This is a genomic window from Kitasatospora purpeofusca, from assembly GCF_000718025.1.
GTDB classification, from domain to species: Bacteria; Actinomycetota; Actinomycetes; order Streptomycetales; family Streptomycetaceae; genus Kitasatospora; species Kitasatospora purpeofusca.
The window spans coordinates 150,263-173,564 of record NZ_JODS01000008.1 but is presented as its reverse complement, the minus strand read 5'-3'; the positions used below and the strand labels follow the sequence as shown (position 1 = coordinate 173,564).

Genomic DNA, 23,302 nt, shown 5'->3' with positions numbered 1-23,302 from the left:
ATCTAATCTAGCCCCTGCCCGGCCCCCGCCGTCCAGAGGGGACCGACCCCCGCCCAAGGTCCTGGGCGGGCCGCCCAGGGCGTTACCGCAGGCCGGAACGCGGGTACGGTGAACCCGCCGGGTGCGCGCCGGCGACTACCCCGCGGGGGGAGCAGAAACCGGGTGGCCTGTATGTTTTGCGCAGGCCGCCAGTACGGCCGGCCGACCGACACCCGGGAGTGGGGCCAGTCATGCCAGTGTTCACCGCGATGGACGGCGACGCTCCGTATCCCCACCCCGGCCCCGGCCAACCGGGCCCGCGCCGCTACGACTTCCACGAACGGACCGTCTCCCGCCAGCTGGTCCACCGCTCCTCCGTCGCCGAAGTACTCATCACCGGCTGGCAGTCCACCGGTCCGTACGACTTCCTGCTGGGCGCCCAGTGGCCCCGGCTGCACGGCTTCTACCGGCTGCCCGGCGACCGGCACCACGACCCGGTGCTGATGGCCGAAACCGTCAGGCAGGCCGCCCTGTTGGTCGGGCACGCCGGTTTCGGTGTGCCCCACGACCACCACGCCGTACTCGACGAACTCGGCTACACCCTCGGCCCGGCCGGCCTCGACGGCCTCGCGGTCGGCGCCGCCCCCACCGAGCTGATGCTCAGGATCAGCTGCCACGACGTCCGGATGCGGCACGGGCGGCTGGTCGCGCTGCGGGTGCACGCGGAGATCGAACGGGACGGCCGTCCGGTCGGCCGCGGTGTCGGGGGCCTGCGGATCCTCTCCCCGGCCGCCTACGACCGGCTGCGCGGCCCCCGCCGCCCGGCCGCCCCGCCGCGGATCCCGGAACAGGTCGTCGCGCCGGAACTGGTGGGCCGCCAGCAGGCCGCCGACGTGGTGCTCGGCCCCGCGCTGCTGCCCGGCAGCTGGCTGCTGCGCGCCGACGCCGCCCACCCGGTGCTGTTCGACCCGATGGACCCGGCCCCCGGGCACCTGCCCGGGATGCTGGTCCTGGAGGCCGCCCGGCAGGCCGCGCAGCGTCTGCACCACCCGGACCGGGTGGTGCCGGTGGACCTGGTGACGGCCTTCCACGACCCGATCGCGCCGGACCGCCCCTGTGTGGTGCGGGCCGTCCAGGAGGTCGGACCGGAGTCCGCCCAGGACGGCTGCGGCGGGCGCCGGGCGCCCGTCCGGGTCGTCCTGGTCCAGGACGGCCGCACGGTGGCCGAGGTCCGGCTGACCGGCGCCCCGGCCGACGGCACCCCCGCCGGTGGCGGCAAGTCCGCGGCGGCCCCGGCCCCCGCCCGCCGCGGCCTGCCGCTCGCCAGCTGAAGCGGCACCCTCCGGCTCCCCGCTCCCCCGTACCTCCCGCGCCCCGCCCCGCGTCCGCTACTGCCGCCGGGTCAGGCCGCCACCAGCGCCGACGACGGCCGCCCCGCGTGCATCACGCTGAGGTTCTCCGCCAGCCGCCCCGGGTCCTGCGCCAGCCAAAGCCGCAGCGCGGCACCCAGCATCGCGCTGGCCGAACCGATCCGGACCTGCGTCACCTGGGCGATCCGGGCCGCGCCCGGCACCAGCAGATCGGCCAGCGGCGTCGGCAGCCAGACGGTCAGCGCGCACGGCGCGGGGGCCGCGAGGGCACCCAGCAGCCGGTGGGCGTCGGCCGGCGAGACGAACGTCGGGATGATGTCCAGCAGCCCGTCCGCCACCACCTCGGACACGTCGCTGCGGTGCCCCTGGGCGAGCCGACGGAGCAGCAGCTGCTCGGCGGCGGTGATTCGGACGGTCAGCATGACCTCGTCGCACTCCATTGCGCGATTTCCTCCTCAGTTCCTCCCCGTGCCGGACCGGGTGGCCCGGCACGCACTACCCCCGTCGCACCTCGGCCCGGCTTCCTGGTCTGGAGCGCCGGGCCGGTGTGTGGTTCCCGTTCCGGTCAGAGCCCCGCGTAGGAGTGCTTGCCGGTCACGAAGATGTTCACGCCGTAGTAGTTGAACAGCCAGCAGGCGAAGGCGCCGAGGGCCAGGTAGGCGGCCTTGCGTCCCTTCCAGCCGGCCGTGGCGCGGGCGTGCAGGTAGCACGCGTAGGCGACCCAGGTGATGAACGACCAGGTCTCCTTCGGGTCCCACTCCCAGTACTTGCCCCAGGCGGCCTCGGCCCAGATCGCGCCCGCGATGATGGTGAAGGTCCAGAGCGGGAAGACCAGCGCGTTGATCCGGTAGGACAGCTTGTCCAGGGTCGAGGCGGCGGGCAGCCGGCGCCAGATCGACGGCGAGGTGCCGAGCGGGCCCTTGGCCAGGCCGGCCGCCATCCGCTTGTCGAAGGAGTCCTTGCCCAGGTAGAGCAGGGTCGTGATGAACGCCGCGTAGAAGGCGCCGCCGCAGATGATCGCGGTGGAGACGTGGATCGCCAGCCAGTAGGAGTGCAGGGCCGGCACGAGCTGCTCGGACTCGGTGTAGAGCACGGAGACGGCGACGCCCAGGGTGAGCAGCACCGCCAGGGTGACCGGCAGACCGAGCCAGCGGACCGGCTTCTTCGCGATCATCAGGCCGAGGAAGGCCAGCGTCATGGCGAGCGCGAAGGCGCAGGAGAACTCGTACATGTTGCCCCACGGCCAGCGGGACACCGAGAGGCCGCGGGTGAGCACGCCGCCCGCGTGCAGCAGGGCGGCGAGCACGGTGAGCGAGACCGCGATCCGGCCGGACAGGTCGGCCTTCTCGCTGCTGCCGGCCGCGCCGGGGCCGTCGAGGTCCTCGTCGCCGCGCCCGCTGGTCACCACCGTCGCGCCCTCGCCGGCCAGCGCCGTGCGGGTGAGCGTGGTGGTGCCGCCGCCCGCCGAGGCGACGGTGACGGTGACCTTCTTGGCGCCCTTGGCCCTGGCCTCCGCCGCGGCGACGGCCCCGGCCAGGCCCGCCTGCTCGGTGGAGCGGACGGCGACGGCGCCCTTGGCACCGAAGGTCCACTCGAACATGTAGGCGAACATGGCGATCAGGTAGACCGCCATCGCCGAATAGATCAGCTTGTTGGACAGGTCGGCCAGCTGCGGGTCGACCGACGAGGCGAGGTGCACCGTCTACTCCTTGGAGTTCTGATCGGCGGGAACTGCGGATTCTGCGGGTGCCGAGGCCTCGTCGGCCTCCGCGGAGCCGTCCTCGGACTCGTCGTCGGATTCGTCGTCGGACTCGTCGTCGGACTCGTCGTCGAGCGCCGGGGCGTCGTCCTGGAGGTCCACCGCGAGCGCGGCCAGCTCCTCGGCGATCTTCGCCGACTCGCTCCGGCCCAGCCCGGCCAGTTCGACCTGAGTCCCGCCGCCCGGCAGGGCCACCGCCCGCACCCAGATCCGGCGCCGCTGGATGAACAGCGAGCCGATCAGGCCGGCGATCGCCAGCACCGCGCCGGTCAGCGCGATCGCGTTCCCCGGACGGTGCGAGACGTTGAAGCTGGCCCACTGCTTGTAGCCCTCGAAGGTGACCGAGCCGTAGCCGTCCGGCAGGGCCCAGGCCTCGCCCGGCTTCAGCCGGACCTTGGCCGGCTGGCCGTCCTGCTGGAGCTGGGTCAGGTTCTTCGTGTTGAGCTGGTAGATGTTCTGCGGCAGGCCGGAGTCGGTGCCCAGGTCGCCCGCGTAGGCGTTGAGCACGAGCACCGGGTCCGCGTCACCGGGGAACAGCGAGCGCGGGCCGGTGTTCCGGTCGAAGGCCACCGGGGCGGTCGGCAGGAAGAAGCCGGACAGGCCCAGCTGGGTCCGCTTCCCGTCCTTGTCGCCGTAGTCGGACACCTTGATGACGCCGGTGGAGGTCAGGTTGCCGTCCTGCGGCAGGAACGGGGTGGCGCCGGTGTAGACGACGTCGCCGGCGGCGTTGCGCACGGTGATCTTCGGCGCGTAGCCGTGCCCGATCAGGAAGAACTTGCTGCCGCCGATCTCCAGCGGGTGGTTGACCTCGATCTTCCCCTGCTTGAGCTTCGCCGGGTCGCTGCCCTCGTAGTAGTCGACGTTCGCGGTGAACTCCCGCGCGCTGCCGATCTGCGAGCCGTTGTTCTGGAACTTCGAGGTGAACCTGTTCAGCTTCACGTAGAACGGGTCGAGGTCCTCGGTCCCGTAGAACCGGGTGCCGGTGAAGTCGTCGAGCTGGGTGATCGTGTTGGAGTAGCCCTCGCCCTCGACCAGCAGCTTGCCGCCGGTGCCGCTGGCCAGGCTCGCCCAGGCGAAGCCGCCGAGCAGCGCGAACAGCGACAGGTGGAAGACCAGGTTGCCGACCTCGCGCAGGTAGCCCTTCTCGGCCGCCACCGCGCCGCCGTCCAGGTGCGCCCGGAAACGCCGCGCCCGCAGCAGCCGGTGGGCGGCGGCGTTGACGGTCGCGGCGTCCGCGTCCGTCCGCCAGGCCGCGTACACCGGCATCCGGGTCAGGTTGCGCGGCGCCGCCGGCGGCCGGGCGCGCAGCACCCCGACGAACTGCCAGGTGCGCGGCACGATGCAGCCGGCCAGCGAGACGAACAGCAGGATGTAGATCGCGGAGAACCAGACCGAGCTGTAGACGTCGAACAGCTGGAGCTTCTCGTAGATCGGCGCGACCGTGGTGTGCTGCGCCTTCCAGGTCTCGACCTTGAACTGGTTCTGGCCGTTCTGCGGGATCAGCGAGCCCGGGATGGCCGCCAGCGAGAGCAGGAAGAGCAGGATCAGCGCGACCCGCATCGAGGTCAGCTGGCGCCACATCCAGCGCAGCCAGCCGACCACGCCGATGCCGGTCGGACCGTCGGACTCGGCCGGGGCGGTGGTGAGCCGCTCGGCCGCTTCCTCGGTGGCGCCCTGCGCCGTGTCACCGACCCGATCACGGTCGGTCGTCGTGTTGGTCACGGGTCAGATTCCGATCTGGAAGCCGGCGAACTGGTTCTGCAGGTCACTCACCATGGCGTCCCAGACTCCGGTGACCAGCAGCAGACCGACCACGACGAGCATGCCGCCGCCGATCCGCATGACGAGCGGGTAGTGCCGCTTCACCCAGCCGAAGGCGCCCAGCGCCCGGCGGAAGGCCAGCGCGGCCACGATGAACGGTACGCCGAGACCGAGGCAGTAGAAGACCATCAGCAGCGCACCGCGCTGGGCGTCGGCCTGGTTGAGCGCGAGGTTGGTGACGGTGGCCAGGGTCGGCCCCATGCACGGGGTCCAGCCGACCCCGAAGACCACCCCGAGCAGCGGCGCGCCGAGCAGCCCGACCACCGGGCGGCGGTGGGTGCGCACCTCGCGCATGCTCAGACCGGGCACCAGCCCCATGAAGGCCAGGCCCATCACGATGGTGAGCGCCCCGAGCACCTTGCTGATGACCGCCTGGTGCTCCTTGAGCGTGTCGCCGAACTGGCCGAACAGCGCGCCGCTGGAGACGAAGACGGCGGTGAAGCCGAGGATGAACAGCCCCGCGCCGGCCAGCATCCGGCCGCGCCGGGCCCCGCGCGCGTCGGCGAGGTCGGCGGCCGAGAAGCCGGTCACGTAGGAGAGGTAGCCGGGGACGAGCGGCAGCACGCAGGGCGAGAAGAACGACACCAGGCCCGCCGCCAGCGCGATCGGCGCCGCGACCAGCAGCGCCCCGCTCTGGATGGTCCCGATGTTGTCGGCGAGCTGCAGCGTCCCGCTCACCGCTGCTGCTCCGCCAGCACCGGCTGGAGCATCGTCTCGAGGGCGTCGTCGGTCTGGCCGCCGACGGCGCGGGCGGCGAGCCGGCCGTCCCGGTCGACCACCAGGGTGGTCGGGATGGACTGCGGGTTGAGGCTGCCCTTGGGGAACTTGAGCAGCTGGGCGCCGGCCGGGTCGTAGATGCTGGGGAAGGTGACGCCCTTCTCCTGCTCGAAGCGGACGGCGTTCTTGATCTCGGTGTCCCGGGTGTTGATCCCGAGGAACTGCACGCCCTGGTCCTTGTACTTGTCCCAGATCCGCTGGAGGTCGTCGGCCTCCGAGCGGCACGGCCCGCACCAGGAGCCCCAGACGTTCAGCACGACGACCTTGCCCCGGTAGTCCGAGAGCTTGGCCGGGGCGCCCTCCAGGGTGTCGCCGCCGATGTCCGGCGCTTCCTGGCGGTGGCCGACGGCGGCGGTGGAGATGTTGCTGCCCTTGGCGGTGACGAATCCGATCTGCCCGTCACCACTGGCCGAGGAGCCGGAGGAGCTGCAGGCGGTGAGGACCAGCGCGGCAGCGGCGGCGGTGACCGCGGCGGCGGCGAGGCGGGGACGGGGGCGCGTCATGCCAGACATGTGAAAAGTTTCGCATGGAGTCACGGGCAGGTACCGGGGGGTCCGGCATTGTCTGCCGGACCCCCTCTGACCTGCGGCGGGATCGATCCACGGGGTGTCGCGGGAGTGTGACCCAGGTCTTACTCACACGGCCCTTACACCGAATCGGGAACCATGAACACCGTTCCGCTCGTCCGGTCCTCCTCGGCGTACCCGGAACCGGACGCCCCGGACCGGCCGCCGTCCGGCCCCGGAGCCGGCGTCAGGCGCCGAAGCTCTTGCCCACCGGCTTGCTCTTGCCGCCCTTGCCGACCAGATGGGCCGGCAGCAGGTCGCGGGCCGGCTCGCGGTAGCCCACCGAGACGATCCGGTCGCCCTCGTAGGTGAAGCTGGTCAACGAGGCCAGCGAGCACTGCCGGTTGCGCGGGTCGTGCCAGAGCCGGCGGCGCTCCACGAAGGAGCGGACGATCCAGATCGGCAGCTGGTGGCTCACGCAGACCGCCTCGTGCCCCCGCGCGGCGTCCCGGGCGGCGGCCAGCGCGCCCATCATCCGCACCGCCTGCTCCAGGTACGGCTCGCCCCAGGAGGGCTTGAACGGGTTGGTGAGGTACTTCCAGTAGGACGGGTTGCGCAGCGAGCCGTCGCCCACTCCGAAGGTCTTGCCCTCGAAGATGTTCTCCGCCTCGATCAGCCGCCCGTCCGACGCGAGGTCCAGCCCGTGGGACCGGGCGATCGGCGCGGCGGTCTCCTGGGCGCGCTCCAGCGGGGACGCCACCACGTGGGTGATGTCCCGCCCGGCCAGGTCCTCGGCGACCCGCTCGGCCATCTCCCGGCCCAGTTCGGACAGCCGGTAGCCCGGGAGGCGGCCGTAGAGGACGCCCTCCGGGTTGTGCACCTCACCGTGCCGCATCAGATGGACGACGGTGATGTCCTTGGCGCTCACTTCTCAGTACTCCTGGGACTCGTAAGGGCTGGGCGCCGGGGCCTGGTGGCCCGGGCGGTGGCTCAGGCGGTCGCTTCGGCGGCGGCCCGGGCGGCGGCGGGCAGGGCGGCGGCGATCCGCTCGATCGCCCGCTCGTCGTGCGCCGAGGAGACGAACCAGGACTCGAAGGCGGACGGCGGCAGGTAGACGCCCTGGGAGAGCATGGAGTGGAAGAACGCGGTGAAGCGGAAGGACTCCTGGGTCTTCGCCTCGTCGTAGTTCGTCACGGCGTCCTCGGTGAAGAACACCGAGAACATGTTCCCGGCGGTCTGCAGCCGGTGCGTCACGCCCTCCTTGGCGAGCGCGGCGGAGACCAGGCCGGAGACCTCGGCGGCGACCCGGTCGACGGCCGTGTAGACCTCGTCGGTGCAGCCCCGCAGCTGGGCCAGGCCGGCCGCGGTGGCGATCGGGTTCCCGGAGAGCGTGCCGGCCTGGTAGACCGGGCCGGCCGGGGCGAGGTGGGCCATCACGTCGGCGCGGCCGCCGAAGGCCGCCGCCGGGAAGCCGCCGCCCATGACCTTGCCGAAGGTCAGCAGGTCGGGCGCCCAGCCCTCGTGCGCGGCCTCCAGGCCGTACCAGCCCGCCTTCGACACGCGGAAGCCGGTCATCACCTCGTCGGAGACGAACAGCGCGCCGTTCTCCCGGCAGAGCCGGGCCAGGCCGCCGTTGAAGCCGGGCAGCGGCGGGACGACGCCCATGTTGCCGGGCGAGGCCTCGGTGATCACGCAGGCGATCTCGCCGGGGTGGGCCCGGAAGGCCGCCTCGACGGCGGCGAGGTCGTTGTACGGCAGCACGATGGTGTCGCCGGCCTGGGCGCCGGTGACGCCCGGGGTGTCCGGCAGGCCGAAGGTGGCGAGGCCGGAACCGGCGGCGGCCAGCAGCGCGTCCACGTGGCCGTGGTAGCAGCCGGCGAACTTCACGATCTTGGCCCGGCCGGTGAAGCCCCGGGCCAGCCGGATCGCCGACATGGTGGCCTCGGTGCCGGAGGAGACCAGGCGGACCTGCTCGACCGGGGCGACCCGGGCGACGATCTCCTCGGCCAGCTCGACCTCGCCCTGCCCGGGCGTGCCGAAGGAGGTGCCGCGGGAGACCGCTTCCCGTACCGCGTCCAGGACGGCGGGGTGCGCGTGGCCGAGGATCATCGGACCCCACGAGCAGACCAGGTCGACGTACTCGCGGCCGTCGGCGTCGGTCAGGTAGGGGCCGGTTCCGGACACCATGAAGCGCGGCGTACCGCCGACGGCGCGGAAGGCGCGCACCGGGGAGTTCACGCCGCCGGGCGTGACGACCGAGGCACGATCGAAGAGCGACTGGGACTGGGGTGCTTCGTAGGGGTAGCTCACGGGAGACATGGTCTCAAATCGTGTCCTTCACCTCTGCATGTCGGACCTCATCATCTGGAACGATGATCCGGGCGCCCGAGTCTGTACGGTTATCCGTACAACAGGACCCCTGGCTGCGCCGGGCACCCGGACCAGTCAGACTATGTACCCGGAGTGTCTCCGGGGTTCGGCCGGCCGCGAGGCTGGGCAGGAACTCCGGGTCGATGCAGGGGTGTGAAGAGGACTGCCGCGTACCTCGACTGGGTACGGCGGCGCATGACGGGTAAGGAGCACGTCCGGAGGACACCGGACGTGCGGGGGTCTGTCGATTCCGGCGAATTCCGGTGAGGATGGTCCGAGTGTCCGAGGCGCAGGACGGCTACGACGAGGCCGCGGGTGGCCCCCGCCGGCCCGCCGAGACCGCACGCGGGGGTACGGGAGCGGGAACGGGGCGTGGCGGCCGTGGCCGTGAGAGGCGGGGTGAGGGACGCGTGGGGGTGACGTACAAGTACTTCGGCGCACCCGACCGGGCGACCGCGGCCCGGGTCCCGACCGCGCTGGGCCCCGGCGGGCTCGGCCTGGACGCGGGCGAACTCGGTTCGCTCGGCCGGCTCGGCGATCTGATGGAGACCAGCGGCTCGCCCAACGGCCACCTCTCCACCAAGATCAAGCCGGAGACCATGAGCGCGATGGTCCTCACCGGCATCCAGGGCGTACCGCTGCACCAGGTGCCCCCGCTGGAACTGGTGGTGCTGCACCCGGACTACGCCGTCGTCCAGCTCCCCCACAACGTCGTCGAACCGCTGCGGAAGGCCGACGAGACCGAACTCGGCGCCGCCGCCTTCATCTGGTCCACCGTCCCCGACCGCCGGGGCCCGCGCGACGCCTTCGTGATCTACAGCATGCTGCACGAGTGGCAGGACTTCGCCAACCGCCTCCACGACGCGGGGCACCAGCTGTACTGCCTGGTCTGGCCCTGACCGACCGGCTCCGCGGGACGTTCGACGGGCGGGGCCCCCGGCGTGATGCCGGGGGCCCCGCCCGTCGGTGTCGGGAGGAGGCTTCGGGGGATCAGCCGCCGGAGCCGTAGCTGGTGTTGGCGCAGATGTCGTCGTCCGCCGAACGGGCTTCCTCGGTGACCGAGCTGGGCAGCGGGGCGGGGGCGACCGGGGTGCCCGGAGCGGTCGTGGCGGCGCCGCCGTTGGCGTCGGCGTAGTCCTTGCCGAGGACGACGCTGATGCCGGCCGCCGTGGTGGAGGTGAGGGTGGCCCCGGGGAACAGCGCGGCGACCTTCTCGGCGTTGGCCTTCTGCCCGGCGCCGTACTCGATCGTCGTGGTGAGCTTGTTGGTGGACTTCGCCTGGTTGACGCCGGTGACGGTGAACTGAGCCGCCTTCAGCGCCTCACCCGCCTTGGCACCGAGCCCGTTGACGGTCGTTCCGTTGAAGACCGCGACCTTGACCGGGGCCGCGGCGGCGCGCGCGGGCGGCGCGGTGGTGGTCGGCGGGGCCTCCGGGGTGGCCGGCGCCGGCGCCGGGGCCTCCGGGGCGGCGGGCTGCTCGCCGGTGGCGTCCTTGCCGTCCAGGGTGCGGTCGGCCTTGATGGCCTCCCACAGCCTGTCCACGTCGGGCTTCACCAGGTCGAGGTTGGCATCGCTGTAACGCCACGGCGGGGTCACGAACTTGAGGTCGTGCAGGTCGATGTTCTTCAGCGAGAGGGCGAAGGACATCAGCTTGTCGACCGAGTTGAGCCCCTCGTCCACCCGCAGCGACTTGGTGGCCGCGTCGGCCAGCGGCAGCAGGGTGGTGGGCTCCAGGCCCTTCTTCTTCACCGTGCTGATCATCGAACTCATGAAGGCCTGCTGACGCTTCATCCGGCCGATGTCGGAGCCGTCGCCGATGCCGTGCCGCAGCCGGACGTAGTCGAGCGCCTGCTGGCCCTCCACCTTCTGCCGTCCGGCCGGGAGGACCTGGGCGCCCCGCTTGTTGAGGTTCGGGTTGATGTCGCCCTCGTAGATGACCTTGGGCAGGCAGACCTCGACGCCGCCGACGGCCTTGGTCATCGCCGCGAAGCCCGAGAAGTCGACCACCAGGGTGTGGTCGACCCGGATCCCGGTGAGCTTCTCCACCGTGTTCTGGGTGCAGGCGGCGTTGCCCTCGTTCGAGTCGCCCTGCGAGAAGGCGGCGTTGAAGAGGATGTCCTTGCCCTTCTGCTCCTTGGTCCACTTGCCGTTGGGGAGCTTGCAGGGCGGGATGGTCACCAGGGTGTTGCGCGGGATCGAGACGCCGATGGCGTTCTTGTGGTCGGCGTAGACGTGCAGCAGGATCGTGGTGTCCGAGCGGGCCCCCTCGGCGTCGCCGCCGCCGAGGTCGGAGTTGCCGGCGCCCCGGCTGTCGGAGCCGATCAGCAGGATGTTCACCGGCTTGTTGCCGTTGGCGTCCGCCGCGGACTCCGGCGGGCGGTCCTTGCTGAGCCCGTCCGAGTCGATGGTCTTGATGTTGCCGCTGAGCTTGAGGTAGATCGCCCCGCCGGTCCCGGCTATGAGCACCAGGGCGCCGACGGCCGTCCAGCCGACGATCTTCTTGATCTTGCGCTCGGGTTTCTTGCCGCGCCCGCCGGCCTTGCGGTGGCCCGAGCCGTTCGACCCGCCGTCGCCGCCCGAAGCGCCCCGGCCGCCCTTGCCCTGGGCCGCGCGCCTGGCCTCGGCCCGGCCGCCCGCCCTGGGCGCCGGGATCGAGCCACCGACGCCGGCCGTGCCGGTACCGGAACCGCCGGCGGCGGCGCCGTCCGCGGAGCCGCCCCCGGACGCACCCGGACCCGCCGAGCCGGTCGGGTCCTCCGAACGCGGCCTGGCCACGCTGGACCGACTCCTGTCTCGGCGACCCGACATCCCCGCACCTCTCACGGCTGTGTCCTCGAACGATCGGCGGCCGGAACGTCCGCCCCGGCGCCAGGTGGAGCATACAAGCCGACCGGAAACGACCTGTCGCCGCTCCGGGGCCGCCGGGTCCCGGGCGGCCCCGGAGGGGTCCTCACTTCTTCGGACGGGGCAGCATCGCGGTGACGGCGAAGGCCAGGGCGAGCAGACCGGCGGCGACCGTGAAGGCGAGCCGGAAACCTCCGGTGAGCGCCTCCGCCTCGGGCCGGCCGGCGGCGGCCAGGGCGTCGCCGCGGGAGGTGGCCAGGGTGGAGAGCACGGCCACCCCGAGCGCGGCACCGACCTGCTGGGTGGTGTTGAACAGCCCGGAGGCGGTCCCGGCGTCCGCCTCGCCGGCGCCGGACATGCCCAGCGCGGCCAGTCCGGAGAGCACCAGCCCGCCACCGCCGACGAGCAGCATGGTCGGCAGCAGGTCGACCACGTAGCCCGCGTCGGCCGGCAGCCGGGACAGCAGACCGAGCGCCGCGACCAGCAGCCCGAGGCCGGCCAGCAGGACGGCGCGCTCGCCGAACCGGGCACTCAGCCGGGCGGAGAGCAGCAGGGAGACGGCACCGATGGCGACGGCGGCCGGGAGCATGGCGAGACCGGTGGCGGCGGCCCCGTAGCCGCGCACGTTCTGCAGGTAGAGCGCCACCAGGACCTGGAAGCCGAACATTCCGGAGATGACCAGCACCTGCACCGCGTTGGCGGTGGAGACGGCCCGCGAGCGGAACATCCGCAGCGGCAGCAGCGGCGTCGCGGCCAGGGCCAGCCGGACCAGGAAGCCGACCAGCAGGACCAGCGCGAGCGCGCCGAGGCCGAGGGTCCGCGCGGAGGTCCAGCCGTGCTCGGCGGTGCCGACGACGGTGTAGATGCCGAGCATCAGCGCGGCCGTGATCAGCACCGCGCCCAGGGCGTCGGCGCCGGCCCGCAGGCCGGGGCCGCGGTCGGGGGCCAGGACGCGCAGCGCCAGCAGGGCGGCGGTCAGGCCGAGCGGCAGGTTGATCAGGAAGATCCAGTGCCAGTCCAGCGCCTCGGTGAGGACTCCGCCGAGGACCTGGCCGATCGACGCGCCGGCCGCGCCGACGAAGCTGAAGGCGCCGATGGCACGGCCGCGCTCGCCCGGCTCGGGGAAGAGCGTGACGAGCATGCCGAGGCTGACCGAGGAGGCCAGGGCGCCGCCGACGCCCTGGAGGAAGCGGGCGGCGATCAGCAGCTCCGGGCCGGTGGCGAGGGCGCACAGCAGCGAGGCCGCGGTGAACAGCGCCAGGCCGGAGACGAACACCTTCCGGCGGCCGACGAGGTCCCCGAGCCGGCCGGCCAGCAGGAGCAGCCCGGCGAAGGCGATCAGATAGGCGTTGACGGTCCAGGTCAGGCCGGCGGGGGTGAAGCCGAGGTCCTGCTGGATGGCCGGCAGGGCGACGGTGACGATCGAGCCGTCCAGGACGATCATCAGCATCCCCGCGCAGAGCACGGCCAGGGCGAGGGCGCGTGAGCGGGTCGGGGCGGGCGCGCTCGGAGCGGCCGCCTTCGACGCTCGAGTGGTCGGGGCGTGCGTGGTCATAACGGATCTCCCGGTGGGTCGGCTACCGGGTAGAACGTTAGCAGATGGTTTTGTTGTGGACTATCTCTTCCGAGAGAATCTTCCTGGGGATGATCCTCTTCCTTGCTTCAGCCTCGGGAACGACGGGCCCGGCGGACCGTCCGCTCGCTCTCCACCGGCTCCGCCAGCGGCCCGCCCACCAACCGGGTCAGCGCCGCGACGAAGGCGGTGCGCTCGTCCTCCGGCAGCGCCTCCAGCACGTCCCGGTGCACCCGGTCGGCGATCGCGGTGCCCTGCTCGACGGCCCGCTCCCCCGCCTCGGTCACCGAGATGATCCGGGCCCGGCGGTCGACGGCGGACGGCCGGCGCTCGGCCAGCCCGGCCTTCTCCAGCTCGTCGACGGTCACCACCATGGTGGTCTTGTCCAGGTCGGCCAGCTCGGCCAGCTGGATCTGGGTGCGCTCGTCCTCCATCGCGTGGAAGAGCACGCAGTACGCGCGCGGGGTGATGCCGAGCTCGGTGAACGCGGCCGACATCCGGGTCGCGAGCACATGGCTGGCATGGTCCAGCAGGCCGGAGAGGTCACGGATCTGCCGCACGGGCGGGCTGGTCGTCATGCCTTCGAGGTTAGCAACGACCGTCCGCCGACGGACGATCCCGTGCGGGACTGTTTTTCCACAGACCCCGGTGCCGCCGGGTTACGGGATGCCGAGCTCGAACAGCGCGTACCCCGCGTACCAGCCCGCCGCCACCGCCGGCATCGCGAACAGCCCGGCCACCGTGCTCGGCCGCAGCCGGCGCAGCGCCACCGCCAGGCCGACGCACAGCGGGAAGGCCGGCAGCAGGTAGCGCGAGATGTTGCCGTAGATCTGGTTGCTGCTCAGCGCCATGAAGACGGTCAGCAGCGTGTAGATCACCAGGACCAGTGGCGGCCGCAGCCGCAGCAGCAGCACCAGCAGTCCGGGCAGGGCGATCAGCAGGCAGACCGCGATGAGGTCCGGCGCCGGATTGGACTGCCAGAACGTCCAGTGCCCGGTGATCGTGTCCAGGGTGCTGCTCAGGGTGGACGCGCCCCAGTCGAAGTAGCGGTTCCAGGCGCCGCGCTGGAGCTTGAAGTAACCGGTCCAGTCGCCCATCCGCCAGCCGACCCAGGCGATGTAGCCGAGCATGCCCCACGGGGTGATCAGCATCGCGGTCAGCGGCCGGGCCACCCCGTCGGTGCGCCGCACCAGCGCCACCAGCGCCGAGATCGAGACGGCGGCGATCACCGTGGCCGCCGTCGGCCGGTTGAGTCCGGCCACCAGGGCGAGCGTGCCGGCGGCCGGCCAGCGGCGGGTCATCACGCAGTAGCAGGCCCAGGCCGAGAGGGCGACGAACAGGGAGTCGGAGTAGACCGCCCACTCCACGCCCGAACCCGGGAACAGGCCCCAGATCACCGCCGCGGTCACACCGGCCCGGAAGCCGCCCAGCCGCTCGGCGATCGCGAAGATCCCGGCGGCGGCGACGAAGGAGGCCAGCACCGAGACGACGATCCCCGAGCCGTACGGTCCGAGCCCGGTCACCGCCCCCACCAGCCGCATCAGCCAGGGGTAGAGCGGGAAGAACGCCGCCGAGTTCTCGTAGTAGGTGGCCAGCGGGTAGCCGTGCAGCGGGATCAGCTGCGGGTCGTAGCCGTTCTCCGCGATCCGCTGGTACCAGATGCCGTCCCAGGTGCCGAGCACGTCCCAGGGGTGGGCACCGCCGCCGCGCCCCGGGTCCTTCTTCAGGAAGTCCTCGGTGTGCGAGAGCAGCAGCAGGAAGACGGTCAGCCCGGTCGCCTTGACCACCGCGTACGCGCCGAGCGCCGGCGCGAAGCGGTCGACCAGGGCGCCGATCCGGCCCGGGCCCGGGGCCGGGGTGTCCGGCCGAGCGGCCTCCTCCGGGTCCACCGACCCGGACGGCGACGACGGGGAGGACGAAGGGGAGGACGACGAGGACACGCCCGCGCCCCCGCCCGACGACTCGGTGCTCGATGCCGTGCTCATCAGCTCTGGTACTCCCCGCCCCACTCGCGTCCGGCGCGCCGACCGACACCGCGACGCCGGGCGAGCCTACGACACCCCGCCCGCCGCACGGGCGGGCAGCCCGTCCAGTGGCCGGACGGGCGGGTCGTGGACGGATCGGCCGCGGGCCGGAGCGGGCCGGGCCCCGGCCCGCCGCCGGAAGCACGTGGTGCCGACGGCGACCGCCGTCGGCACCGGGGGCGGCAACGCCGCGAGCCGCCACTCCGCACCCCAGGAGGGAAGCGCGGGAGCGGCGGCTCGCACCGGCCGGACCGAGGAACGGTCAGCCGTTGTTGACGCAGGTGTTGCCGAAGGACGGGTTCAGCAGACCGATGATGTCGATCGTGTTGCCGCACAGGTTGACCGGCACGTGCACCGGAATCTGGAGCTGGTTGCCGGAGATGACACCCGGGGAACCGGCGGCGACGCCCTCGGCGCCGGAGCTGGCCATCGCGGAACCGGCACCGGCGGCCACGATGCCGACAACAGCGGCGCCGACGGCGGCCGTCTTCTTGATGCTCATAAGGAGCCTCCTGACTGTTCGACAGAGATGCACGGGGAGTGCGACATCTCCAACGAGACCCGGTCGAGCCGGTTGCGAGGGCATGCCCACTGTCACCCGTCCGGAGGAACGGACCCCCGGCCGGGCATTCGGGTGACTGCCGCATCCGACCGTTTCCCCCGGCGCACTGCCTCGTTCTCACAGTCGGAACACGCTCCACCTGCCCGCTACGACGAGGAGATCCGCCGCCGGTCCAAGCCCGTCCGGAATTCCTCCCGGTCGCGCGTCGATGCGAATTCTTCCCGGCCGTGCGGGAAACGTTCGCGGCGCACGGTACCGCGGCGGCCGCTCATCGCCCGCGCCACGGGCGACACGCGCCATCTGGGCCGCTCGAGTGACAATCACGGCATTCCCAGAAGCCACCGGGCCAGGATTTCACCTCGCCCGGATCCCGACTATTCCACAGACGGTCGGGCAGAAATCGGAGGAAGAACCACATGCGTAACCTCAAGAAGGCTGCCGCCCTGTCCCTCGCCGCCGCCGGCCTGGTGGTCGGTGCGGCCGGTGGCGCGTTCGCCAGCTCCGGTGCCCAGGGCGTCGCCGCCGGCTCCCCGGGTGTGCTCTCCGGCAACCAGATCCAGATCCCGGTGCACATCCCGGTCAACGTCTGCGGCAACTCCATCGGGCTTGTCAGCATCCTGAACCCGGCGTTCGGCAACACCTGCGTCAACCACGGCTGACCCGGCCGTCGCCGCACCGGCGACAGTCGATCGGCCGTGCCCGGGCCGCACCCGCCACGAGCGCGGTGCGGCCCGCTCAACCCGTGTGTGATCTAGGAGATCAACCCCCATGCAGAACGTGAAGAAGGCCGCCGTCCTCTCCGCCGCCGCCGCCGGCCTGGTGCTCGGCGCCGCGGGCGGTGCCGCCGCCAGCTCCGGCGCGGAGGGCGTCGCCGCCGGCTCGCCCGGTGTCGCCTCCGGCAACCAGCTCCAGGTTCCGGTGCACATCCCGGTCAACCTGTGCGGCAACTCCATCAACGTGATCGGTCTGCTGAACCCCGCGTTCGGCAACACCTGCATCAACGCGGAGGCCGAGCACCACCACGACATGGACGACTGCTGATCCCCATCGGCACGCGTTCCGCCCGCACTGCCCCCCGGCCCGTCGGCCGGGGGGCGGTTCGGCGTACCCGGGCGCGGTCCGGCCGCCCGGGGCACCCCTCCCCCCGAAGGTGATTGCGCATGGTTTCGAAGAAGAGCGGGGCCGGCCTCGCCGCCGCCCTGGGTGCCGCGATGCTGCTCGGCGGCGCCGGCGCGGCGCACGCGGCCCCCGCCGAGGGCGGTGCCGCCCTGGCCAAGACCGACGTCAACCAGGCGCTCGGCGGCACCACGACCGGGCTCGGCTACGCCGTGGCCCCGGTCAAGGACCTCCGCCTGGACCCGTGGGCCAACTCCTCGGCCGACGTGCTGAACAACGGCGCGACCGTGCAGCCGGAGAACTCCGGCCTGGCGCCGATCGGCACCGACCTGCTGACCGGGCCGCTCAGCGCCGGCGGCGGTCCGCGCGACCTGCCGCTGGTCGGCGGGGTGCTCGGCACGCTGCCCGGCTGAGCCGCCGCACCGGCACCGCGCACACCGGAGCCCGGCACCCCGTCCTGCGACACGGGGTGCCGGGCTCCGGGCTGTCCGCTACAGCTGGGCCAGGCCCGCCAGACCGGTCTCCTGGACCACGCCGGTGGTGGTCGCGGTGGTGGTGGTCGCCAGGTTGTCCACCGAGTCGGTCACCGAGATCCGCTCGTCCTCGTTGCCCAGCGTGGCGCTGGCTCCGGGCACCGCCTGCACCGCGCCGGTCACCAGCCGCGGGTCGATCTCGTCCACCTTGACCCGGCCGTCGGCGAGCTGGCCGGTGCCGTCCTTGGTCAGCGACAGCGGCTTGCCGAGACCGATCCCGGGGGTGTCGGCGTGCAGCGGCGCCGCCGGGGCGTCCAGCAGCAGCTCGCCGAGGTCGGCGCCCTGGTCCAGCAGCGGCAGCGGCAGCTCGGCCTTGGCGGTCGGACCGACCCGGCCGGTGCCCAGCGGCGGCACGATGCGCTCCGGGATCAGCGCGTCCCCGGTGGTGTGGGCGGGCACCGGGGGCATCACCAGCGAGGTCGGGATGCCGCCGGAGATCCGGCTGTCCAGCGGCGCCAGCGGGATGTCCACCGGCACCTGCTGGGTGGCCAGCTGCTCCTCCAGGGCCCCCACCTGCTCGGGGCCGACCGGGGCGGCGGAGGCCGCCCCCTGGGAGGCGAGCATGCCCGCACCGACCGCCAGCAGCATCGCGCCGGCCCGCTTGGAGAACCTCATGCTTTTCACCGTTCTGCCTGTCCGTAGTGGAGATCTCTACAGGGAAGGCTGCGCGGGCGCAGCCGAAAGCAATGTGCTCAACGAGCCACCCGGATCCCGGATTGCGGCCGTTAGCCGGTTCGGGCTAATAATCCGACAAGAAACACCCGGCCGTCGCGCCTCCCGGACTCTTTTCAGAAATCCCCGTAACCTTCCGTGCCGTCATTCTTTGATCTGAGCGTCAGTGACCGCAGACCGGGTCTGAGCGTTGTACGCGTTGTACGCACGGAAACCAAGAGCTTTTCAGAGAGGGATCTCCCCATGATCCAGAAGTCCTTCGCGGCCGCCGGCCTGGCCGCCGCCGCGCTGGCCGTCGCCGCGGCGCCGGCCTCGGCCATCGGTGACTCGGACGGCTCCGCCGGGTCGTTCCAGGGCAACGGCGGCACCAACTTCACCGGCACCGTCGGTGACCACAGCCCGAACTTCCACTTCCTGGACAACGCGAACGTCTGCCTGCCCGAGATCCACAACATCGCGGTCGGCGTCCTCGGCGTGGCCGTCCCGGTCGAGGTCCCGATCGCCAACAGCGGTGGCAAGCAGTACTGCACCCAGGGCCAGGGCACCCAGACCAAGGGCGACTCGGGCGTTTCCCACCTGATCGGCTGACCTGCTCGTCCCAAGCTGCGTCACCCTCCTGATCCACCCTTCGAATCGCTCCCCGATTCACCCCTGAGAGGAACACCGAAATGATCAAGAAGTCTCTCGCCGCCGCCGGTCTGGCCGCCGCCGCAATCGCGATGTCCGCCGGTTCCGCCTCCGCCATCGCCGACTCGGACGGCGCCGCCGTCTCCGCCCAGGGCAACGGCGGCACCAACCAGACCGGCACCCACGGCGACCACAGCCCGAACTTCCACACCCTCGACAACGCGAACATCTGCCTGCCGGAGGTCCACAACATCGCGGTCGCCGTCCTCGGCGTGGCCGTCCCGGTCGAGGTGCCGATCCTCAACAGCACCCCGAAGCAGATCTGCAACGTCGGCCAGAACACCCAGTCCTCGGGCGACGCGGGTGTCTCGCACCTGATCGGCTGATTCGGCCGCACAGCGCGACGGAGGGCCCGGGGACGTCTGGTCCCCGGGCCCTCCGGGCATATCGGGCCGGACGTCCGGCCGGGCCGCACCCGCGGCGTCCGGCCGGGTGACAGGCCGTCGGCGGGGCGCGTGGGGCGCCGCGGCGGACGGCAGCGTGTGGTCTCGTGTCAGGGCCGGCCCCCGGCAACGGACCGGAGCACACGTCAGAGGCAGAGCGCCCGCACGGGGCGCTCCGGAAGAGAGGGCAGATCCATGAAGAGCAAGCTGGTCAAGGTCACTCTGACCGCCGTCGGCGCGCTGGCGCTGGCCGGCCTGGCCGCCCCGGCGGCGTCCGCGCACGTCGGCCTGGCCGGCGGCGCCGAGTTCGCCGCCTCGGCCCACCCGGTGTTCGCGGCCGGCGAGTGGGGCGGCATCGCCCACACCTCGCACATCCACACCGGTGCGCACGGTTGGGGCGCCGCCACCTCCACCGACGCGGTCGGCGGCGAGGAGGGCTTCGCCCACATCGCCGACTGGTAGGCAGCACGCACGGAGGCCGGGCCCCCTCCCGAGGGGGCCCGGCCTCCGCCGTGTCCGGGACCGCGGTCCCGGTCCTCGTCCTGGTCCTGGTCCTGCTACTTCACCATCGCGGCGGCCTCGAGGGCCCAGTAGGTGAGGATCTGCTCGGCGCCGGCCCGGCGCAGCGAGGTCAGCGTCTCCAGGATCATCCGCTCCCGGTCGATCCAGCCGTTGGCCGCGGCCGCCTCGACCATCGCGTACTCGCCGGACACCTGGTACGCGGAGACCGGCACCGGCGAGGCGTCGGCGACCTGGCGCAGGATGTCGAGGTAGGCCATGCCGGGCTTGACCATCACCAGGTCGGCACCCTCGGCGACGTCCAGCTCCAGCTCCCGCAGCGCCTCCCGGGCGTTGGCCGGGTCCTGCTGGTAGCTCTTGCGGTCGCCCTTCAGCGAGGAGCCGACCGCCTCCCGGAACGGGCCGTAGAACGCCGAGGCGTACTTGGCGGTGTAGGCGAGGATGCCGACGTCCTGGTGGCCGGCCTCGTCCAGGGCCCGGCGGACCACGCCGATCTGGCCGTCCATCATCCCGGACGGGCCGACCAGGTGGACGCCCGCGTCCGCCTGCACCCGGGCCATCTCGGCGTAGCGCTCCAGGGTGGCGTCGTTGTCCACCGAGCCGTCCGCGGCCAGCACACCGCAGTGGCCGTGGTCGGTGTACTCGTCCAGGCAGAGGTCCGACATGACCACCAGGGCGTCGCCGACCTCGGCGACCACGTCCCGGATCGCCTGCTGGAGGATGCCGTCCGGGTTGGTGCCCTCGCTGCCGGTCGCGTCCTGCGTCTCGGGGACGCCGAACAGCATGACGCCGCCCAGGCCCGCCGCGGCCGCCTCGGTGACGGTCTTGCGCAGGGTCTCCCGGGTGTGCTGGACCACGCCCGGCATCGACGAGACCGGGACCGGCTCGCGCACGCCCTCGCGGACGAACAGCGGCAGGATCAGCTCCGCCGGGTGCAGCCGGGTCTCCGCGACCAGCCGGCGCATCGCCGGGGTCGAGCGCAGCCGGCGCGGGCGGACGTACGGGAATTCAGCGGACACGGCTTCTCTCTCCGAACGGTGGTGCTGGTGCCGGGGGCGGCGGATGGTCCGCCCCCGGCCTCGTTTCAGCGCGCGGCCTTGCGGCGCGAGCCGGGGCGGCGCTCACTGGGCCGGTAGACCGGCTCGCCGGCGGCGGTCGCGGTGTCCCGGCGCTTGGCCCCGAAGTCTGCCAGGGCCTGGGCGAGCGCCGCGGCCGACGGGGCCGGGGCCATCACGTCGACCCGCAGGCCGTGCTCCTCGGCGGTCTTCGCGGTGGCCGGGCCGATGCAGGCGATGACCGTCACGTTGTGCGGCTTGCCCGCGATGCCGACCAGGTTCCGCACGGTCGAGGACGAGGTGAACAGCACCGCGTCGAAGCCGCCGCCCTTGATCGCCTCCCGGGTCTCGGCCGGCGGCGGCGAGGCGCGCACGGTCCGGTACGCCGTCACGTCGTCGACCTCCCAGCCCAGCTCGACCAGGCCGGCCACCAGGGTCTCGGTGGCGATGTCGGCGCGCGGCAGCAGCACCCGGTCGATCGGGTCGAACACCGGGTCGTAGGGCGGCCAGTCCTCCAGCAGACCGGCGGCGGACTGCTCGCCGGACGGCACCAGGTCGGGCTTCACACCGAAGTCGACCAGCGCCTGCGCGGTGGTCTCGCCGACCGCCGCGACCTTGATCCCGGCGAACGCCCGGGCGTCCAGGCCGTACTCCTCGAACTTCTCGCGCACCGCGCGCACCGCGTTCACCGAGGTGAAGGCGATCCACTCGTACCGGCCGGTGACCAGGCCCTTGATCGCCCGCTCCATCTGCTGCGGGGTCCGCGGCGGCTCGACCGCGATGGTCGGCACCTCCTGCGGCACCGCGCCGTACGAGCGCAGCTGCTCGGACAGGCCGTGCGCCTGCTCCTTGGTGCGCGGCACCAGGACGTTCCAGCCGAACAGCGGCTTGGTCTCGAACCAGGAGTGCGAGGAGCGGTGGGCGACCTGCTCACCGACCACGGCTATCACCGGGGTGGCGGGGTCCACCGGGGCGGACACCGGCGCGGGCAGCACCCGGGCGGCCTTGAGGTCCGCCGCGATGGTGGCCAGGGTCGCGGTGAAGGTGCGCTGGCGGGTGGTGGTGCCGGAGAGCGTCGCGCTGAGCGCCGACTCCGGCTTGCGTCCGTTGGAGACCAGCGCATTGGCGGTGGCCGGCAGCTGGCCCAGGGTGGTGCGCACGACCAGGGTGGTCTCCGGCGCGCCCAGGTCCACCGGGGAGCCGGCCAGCAGCGCGGCGGCCTCCACGAAGCGGACGTCCGTCCCGGCGGCGCCGCGCAGCGGCACCCCCGCGTAGGCGGGCACGCCGACCGACTGGGCGACGCCCGGGATCACCTCGAAGGCGATCCCGGCCCCGGCGCAGCCGAGCATCTCCTCGGCGGCGCCGCCGTCCAGGCCCGGGTCGCCGTCGACGGTCCGCACCACGTGCTTGCCGGAGCGCACGGCCTCGGCGACCAGGCGGGCCAGGTCGAAGTCCGGCCCCTCGGTGCCGGGGGCGTGCACCTGCACGCCCGAGGGACAGTGGCTGCGCACGGCGGCCGCGGTCAGCGGGTCGGCGACCAGGACGTCGGCCGAGGCCAGGACCTCGACCGCGCGCAGGGTCAGCAGGCCCGGGTCGCCGGGGCCCGCGCCCAGGAAGGTGCACCGGCCGGTGGCGGGCACCGTACCCCCGAACGGGCTGTCGGCCGGGAACGGGCTGTCGGTGGCGGCGGTGGGGCTCATCGGGCTCGCTCCCCCATCAGGGCGGCCGCGCCCGCGTCGAGCAGCCGGGCGGCCAGCGTGCGGCCGAGGGCCACCGCCTGCTGCTCGGCGGTCTCGTCGAGGACGATCGGACCGTGGGCGGACATCTTCAGCAGGGTGGCGCCGTCGACGGTGCCGACCACGCCCTCCAGCCGCAGTTCGGATCGGTGGTCCCAGCCGGCCAGCGCGGCGACCGGTGCGGAGCAGCCGGCCTCCAGGGTGGCGAGCAGGGCCCGCTCGGCGGCCACCGCGACCCGGGTGGGGGCGTGGTCGAGGGCGGCCAGCGCGGCGGCCAGGCCGCCCCCTTCCGGGAGCGCGGCGGCGGCGGTGCACTCGATGGCGAGCGCGCCCTGGCCGGGGGCCGGGACCATCAGCTCGGGGTCGAGGTGCTCGGTGATCTCCGCGGACCGGCCGAGCCGGTTCAGACCCGCGGTGGCCAGCACCACGGCGTCCAGCTCGCCGGAGGCCACGAAGCCGATCCGGGTGTCCACGTTGCCGCGGATCGCGACGGTCTCCAGCCGGTCGCCGCGTTCGCGGGCCCAGGCGTTGAGCTGCGCCATGCGGCGCGGCGAACCGGTGCCGATCCGGGCCGGGCGGCCGGCGCCGGCCAGCTTCTCCACCAGCTCGCCGAGCGCCAGGCCGTCGCGCGCCACCAAGGCGTCGCGGCTGTCCTCGCGCTCGGGGACGGCGGCCAGCAGCAGGCCCTCGGGGGCCGCGGTCGGCAGGTCCTTGAGCGAGTGCACGGCGAAGTCGATCCGGCCCTCGAGCAGCGCGTCGCGCAGCGCGGAGACGAACACACCGGTGCCGCCGATCTGGGCCAGCGCCTCGCGGGAGGTGTCGCCGTAGGTGGTGATCTCCACCAGCTCGACGGGGCGCCCGGTGACGCGGGTCACCTCGCGGGCGACCATGCCCGACTGCGCCATGGCGAGCGCGCTGCGCCGGGTGCCGAGCCGCAGGGGTGCCGCGGTGGTGTCCGGTGCCTGGCCGGTGAGAGGTTGACCATTCATGGGGTGATCGTCCCGGTGGTACTCGTG

At 72.9% G+C, this 23,302-nt stretch carries 24 protein-coding genes; 8 read left to right on the top strand and 16 right to left on the bottom strand.

Features of this window, described 5'->3' with window-relative positions; translation table 11 throughout:
* Window positions 1-230 precede the first annotated feature (230 nt).
* A complete protein-coding gene (locus IF01_RS41750; protein ID WP_078879961.1) occupies window positions 231-1,310 on the top strand; it encodes a ScbA/BarX family gamma-butyrolactone biosynthesis protein in 1,080 nt (359 codons plus the stop codon).
* A 71-nt stretch (window positions 1,311-1,381) separates the two neighbouring features.
* On the opposite strand, the gene IF01_RS0114590 is transcribed toward IF01_RS41750, so the two are convergent.
* The 7 genes from IF01_RS0114590 to hemL form a co-directional block, all read right to left on the bottom strand.
* Complete coding sequence (locus tag IF01_RS0114590; RefSeq protein ID WP_030393815.1) at window positions 1,382-1,789, bottom strand: hypothetical protein; 408 nt, start codon at window positions 1,787-1,789, stop codon at window positions 1,382-1,384.
* A gap of 125 nt (window positions 1,790-1,914) precedes the next feature.
* Complete coding sequence (ccsB, locus tag IF01_RS0114585) at window positions 1,915-3,048, bottom strand: c-type cytochrome biogenesis protein CcsB (protein ID WP_030393814.1); 1,134 nt, start codon at window positions 3,046-3,048, stop codon at window positions 1,915-1,917.
* Between the two features lie 3 nt (window positions 3,049-3,051).
* Entirely contained in the window at window positions 3,052-4,830 is a 1,779-nt protein-coding gene (gene resB, locus IF01_RS0114580) for a cytochrome c biogenesis protein ResB (RefSeq protein ID WP_030393813.1), read from the bottom strand.
* 3 nt (window positions 4,831-4,833) lie between these two features.
* Window positions 4,834-5,607 carry a cytochrome c biogenesis CcdA family protein gene (locus IF01_RS0114575; RefSeq protein ID WP_037779811.1) on the bottom strand — a complete coding sequence of 258 codons (774 nt, stop codon included), beginning with the start codon at window positions 5,605-5,607 and terminating at the stop codon, window positions 4,834-4,836.
* Entirely contained in the window at window positions 5,604-6,209 is a 606-nt protein-coding gene (locus IF01_RS0114570; protein WP_341845487.1) for a TlpA family protein disulfide reductase, read from the bottom strand. Before IF01_RS0114570 ends, IF01_RS0114575 begins: the two co-directional genes overlap by 4 nt.
* Before the next feature lie 250 nt (window positions 6,210-6,459).
* Window positions 6,460-7,107: a histidine phosphatase family protein gene (locus tag IF01_RS0114565; RefSeq protein ID WP_051741728.1), complete on the bottom strand. Its 648-nt coding sequence runs from the start codon at window positions 7,105-7,107 to the stop codon at window positions 6,460-6,462.
* Window positions 7,108-7,202: 95 nt separating this feature from the next.
* Window positions 7,203-8,531, bottom strand: a complete 1,329-nt coding sequence (hemL, locus tag IF01_RS0114560) for a glutamate-1-semialdehyde 2,1-aminomutase (RefSeq protein WP_030393809.1) — start codon at window positions 8,529-8,531, stop codon at window positions 7,203-7,205.
* Between the two features lie 467 nt (window positions 8,532-8,998).
* On the opposite strand from hemL, the gene IF01_RS0114555 reads away from it, so the two are divergent.
* Window positions 8,999-9,481 (top strand): hypothetical protein, encoded by a 483-nt coding sequence (locus IF01_RS0114555; RefSeq protein ID WP_078879960.1) that lies wholly within the window; start codon window positions 8,999-9,001, stop codon window positions 9,479-9,481.
* A gap of 91 nt (window positions 9,482-9,572) precedes the next feature.
* Here the strand turns inward: IF01_RS0114555 and IF01_RS0114550 are convergent, their stop codons facing one another.
* From IF01_RS0114550 to IF01_RS0114530, 5 genes are all read right to left on the bottom strand, one after another.
* Entirely contained in the window at window positions 9,573-11,357 is a 1,785-nt protein-coding gene (locus tag IF01_RS0114550) for an LCP family protein (protein ID WP_279617261.1), read from the bottom strand.
* Window positions 11,358-11,532: 175 nt separating this feature from the next.
* A complete protein-coding gene (locus IF01_RS0114545) occupies window positions 11,533-12,981 on the bottom strand; it encodes an MFS transporter (RefSeq protein ID WP_030393806.1) in 1,449 nt (482 codons plus the stop codon).
* Window positions 12,982-13,088: 107 nt separating this feature from the next.
* Window positions 13,089-13,577 (bottom strand): MarR family winged helix-turn-helix transcriptional regulator, encoded by a 489-nt coding sequence (locus IF01_RS0114540; RefSeq protein ID WP_030393805.1) that lies wholly within the window; start codon window positions 13,575-13,577, stop codon window positions 13,089-13,091.
* Between the two features lie 81 nt (window positions 13,578-13,658).
* Window positions 13,659-14,984, bottom strand: coding sequence for a putative hexosyltransferase (locus IF01_RS0114535; protein ID WP_094745539.1), 1,326 nt, complete (start codon window positions 14,982-14,984; stop codon window positions 13,659-13,661).
* Window positions 14,985-15,285: 301 nt separating this feature from the next.
* Complete coding sequence (locus tag IF01_RS0114530; protein WP_030393803.1) at window positions 15,286-15,525, bottom strand: chaplin; 240 nt, start codon at window positions 15,523-15,525, stop codon at window positions 15,286-15,288.
* A 476-nt stretch (window positions 15,526-16,001) separates the two neighbouring features.
* Here IF01_RS0114530 and IF01_RS0114525 point away from each other — a divergent pair, with 476 nt between their 5' ends.
* The 3 genes from IF01_RS0114525 (at window position 16,002) to IF01_RS0114515 (ending at window position 17,114) form a co-directional block, all read left to right on the top strand.
* Window positions 16,002-16,244: a chaplin gene (locus IF01_RS0114525; RefSeq protein WP_030393802.1), complete on the top strand. Its 243-nt coding sequence runs from the start codon at window positions 16,002-16,004 to the stop codon at window positions 16,242-16,244.
* 109 nt (window positions 16,245-16,353) lie between these two features.
* Complete coding sequence (locus tag IF01_RS0114520; RefSeq protein WP_030393801.1) at window positions 16,354-16,626, top strand: chaplin; 273 nt, start codon at window positions 16,354-16,356, stop codon at window positions 16,624-16,626.
* 119 nt (window positions 16,627-16,745) lie between these two features.
* The gene (locus tag IF01_RS0114515) at window positions 16,746-17,114 is read left to right on the top strand and encodes a hypothetical protein (RefSeq protein WP_030393800.1); all 369 of its coding nucleotides are present in this window, start codon (window positions 16,746-16,748) and stop codon (window positions 17,112-17,114) included.
* A gap of 78 nt (window positions 17,115-17,192) precedes the next feature.
* Here the strand turns inward: IF01_RS0114515 and IF01_RS0114510 are convergent, their stop codons facing one another.
* A complete protein-coding gene (locus tag IF01_RS0114510; protein ID WP_030393799.1) occupies window positions 17,193-17,849 on the bottom strand; it encodes a hypothetical protein in 657 nt (218 codons plus the stop codon).
* Between the two features lie 300 nt (window positions 17,850-18,149).
* Here IF01_RS0114510 and IF01_RS0114505 point away from each other — a divergent pair, with 300 nt between their 5' ends.
* The 3 genes from IF01_RS0114505 (at window position 18,150) to IF01_RS0114495 (ending at window position 19,438) form a co-directional block, all read left to right on the top strand.
* Window positions 18,150-18,494 (top strand): hypothetical protein, encoded by a 345-nt coding sequence (locus IF01_RS0114505; RefSeq protein WP_030304790.1) that lies wholly within the window; start codon window positions 18,150-18,152, stop codon window positions 18,492-18,494.
* A gap of 80 nt (window positions 18,495-18,574) precedes the next feature.
* A complete protein-coding gene (locus IF01_RS41745) occupies window positions 18,575-18,919 on the top strand; it encodes a hypothetical protein (protein ID WP_037779809.1) in 345 nt (114 codons plus the stop codon).
* Window positions 18,920-19,171: 252 nt separating this feature from the next.
* Window positions 19,172-19,438, top strand: coding sequence for a hypothetical protein (locus IF01_RS0114495; RefSeq protein ID WP_030393798.1), 267 nt, complete (start codon window positions 19,172-19,174; stop codon window positions 19,436-19,438).
* A gap of 95 nt (window positions 19,439-19,533) precedes the next feature.
* Here IF01_RS0114495 and hemB read toward each other — a convergent pair whose 3' ends face one another.
* The 3 genes from hemB to hemC all read right to left on the bottom strand — a co-directional run bounded on the left by hemB (window position 19,534) and on the right by hemC (window position 23,275).
* Window positions 19,534-20,514 carry a porphobilinogen synthase gene (gene hemB / locus IF01_RS0114490; protein WP_030393797.1) on the bottom strand — a complete coding sequence of 327 codons (981 nt, stop codon included), beginning with the start codon at window positions 20,512-20,514 and terminating at the stop codon, window positions 19,534-19,536.
* Between the two features lie 65 nt (window positions 20,515-20,579).
* Entirely contained in the window at window positions 20,580-22,250 is a 1,671-nt protein-coding gene (locus tag IF01_RS0114485; protein ID WP_030393796.1) for a bifunctional uroporphyrinogen-III C-methyltransferase/uroporphyrinogen-III synthase, read from the bottom strand.
* Window positions 22,247-23,275 (bottom strand): hydroxymethylbilane synthase, encoded by a 1,029-nt coding sequence (gene hemC / locus IF01_RS0114480; RefSeq protein WP_030393795.1) that lies wholly within the window; start codon window positions 23,273-23,275, stop codon window positions 22,247-22,249. Before hemC ends, IF01_RS0114485 begins: the two co-directional genes overlap by 4 nt.
* Window positions 23,276-23,302: the final 27 nt, after the last annotated feature.

Coding starts and splice junctions, on each gene's coding strand:
- IF01_RS0114570 (WP_341845487.1), bottom strand. CDS start 6,209: ATGACGCGCCCCCGTCCCCGCCTCGCCGCCGCCGCGGTCACCGCCGCC.
- IF01_RS41750 (WP_078879961.1), top strand. CDS start 231: ATGCCAGTGTTCACCGCGATGGACGGCGACGCTCCGTATCCCCACCCC.
- IF01_RS0114525 (WP_030393802.1), top strand. CDS start 16,002: ATGCGTAACCTCAAGAAGGCTGCCGCCCTGTCCCTCGCCGCCGCCGGC.
- IF01_RS0114565 (WP_051741728.1), bottom strand. CDS start 7,107: ATGCGGCACGGTGAGGTGCACAACCCGGAGGGCGTCCTCTACGGCCGC.
- IF01_RS0114545 (WP_030393806.1), bottom strand. CDS start 12,981: ATGACCACGCACGCCCCGACCACTCGAGCGTCGAAGGCGGCCGCTCCG.
- IF01_RS0114520 (WP_030393801.1), top strand. CDS start 16,354: ATGCAGAACGTGAAGAAGGCCGCCGTCCTCTCCGCCGCCGCCGCCGGC.
- IF01_RS0114510 (WP_030393799.1), bottom strand. CDS start 17,849: ATGAGGTTCTCCAAGCGGGCCGGCGCGATGCTGCTGGCGGTCGGTGCG.
- IF01_RS0114485 (WP_030393796.1), bottom strand. CDS start 22,250: ATGAGCCCCACCGCCGCCACCGACAGCCCGTTCCCGGCCGACAGCCCG.
- IF01_RS0114530 (WP_030393803.1), bottom strand. CDS start 15,525: ATGAGCATCAAGAAGACGGCCGCCGTCGGCGCCGCTGTTGTCGGCATC.
- IF01_RS0114590 (WP_030393815.1), bottom strand. CDS start 1,789: ATGGAGTGCGACGAGGTCATGCTGACCGTCCGAATCACCGCCGCCGAG.
- IF01_RS0114495 (WP_030393798.1), top strand. CDS start 19,172: ATGAAGAGCAAGCTGGTCAAGGTCACTCTGACCGCCGTCGGCGCGCTG.
- IF01_RS0114505 (WP_030304790.1), top strand. CDS start 18,150: ATGATCCAGAAGTCCTTCGCGGCCGCCGGCCTGGCCGCCGCCGCGCTG.
- hemL (WP_030393809.1), bottom strand. CDS start 8,531: ATGTCTCCCGTGAGCTACCCCTACGAAGCACCCCAGTCCCAGTCGCTC.
- IF01_RS0114515 (WP_030393800.1), top strand. CDS start 16,746: ATGGTTTCGAAGAAGAGCGGGGCCGGCCTCGCCGCCGCCCTGGGTGCC.
- IF01_RS41745 (WP_037779809.1), top strand. CDS start 18,575: ATGATCAAGAAGTCTCTCGCCGCCGCCGGTCTGGCCGCCGCCGCAATC.
- hemC (WP_030393795.1), bottom strand. CDS start 23,275: ATGAATGGTCAACCTCTCACCGGCCAGGCACCGGACACCACCGCGGCA.
- IF01_RS0114535 (WP_094745539.1), bottom strand. CDS start 14,984: ATGAGCACGGCATCGAGCACCGAGTCGTCGGGCGGGGGCGCGGGCGTG.
- IF01_RS0114540 (WP_030393805.1), bottom strand. CDS start 13,577: ATGACGACCAGCCCGCCCGTGCGGCAGATCCGTGACCTCTCCGGCCTG.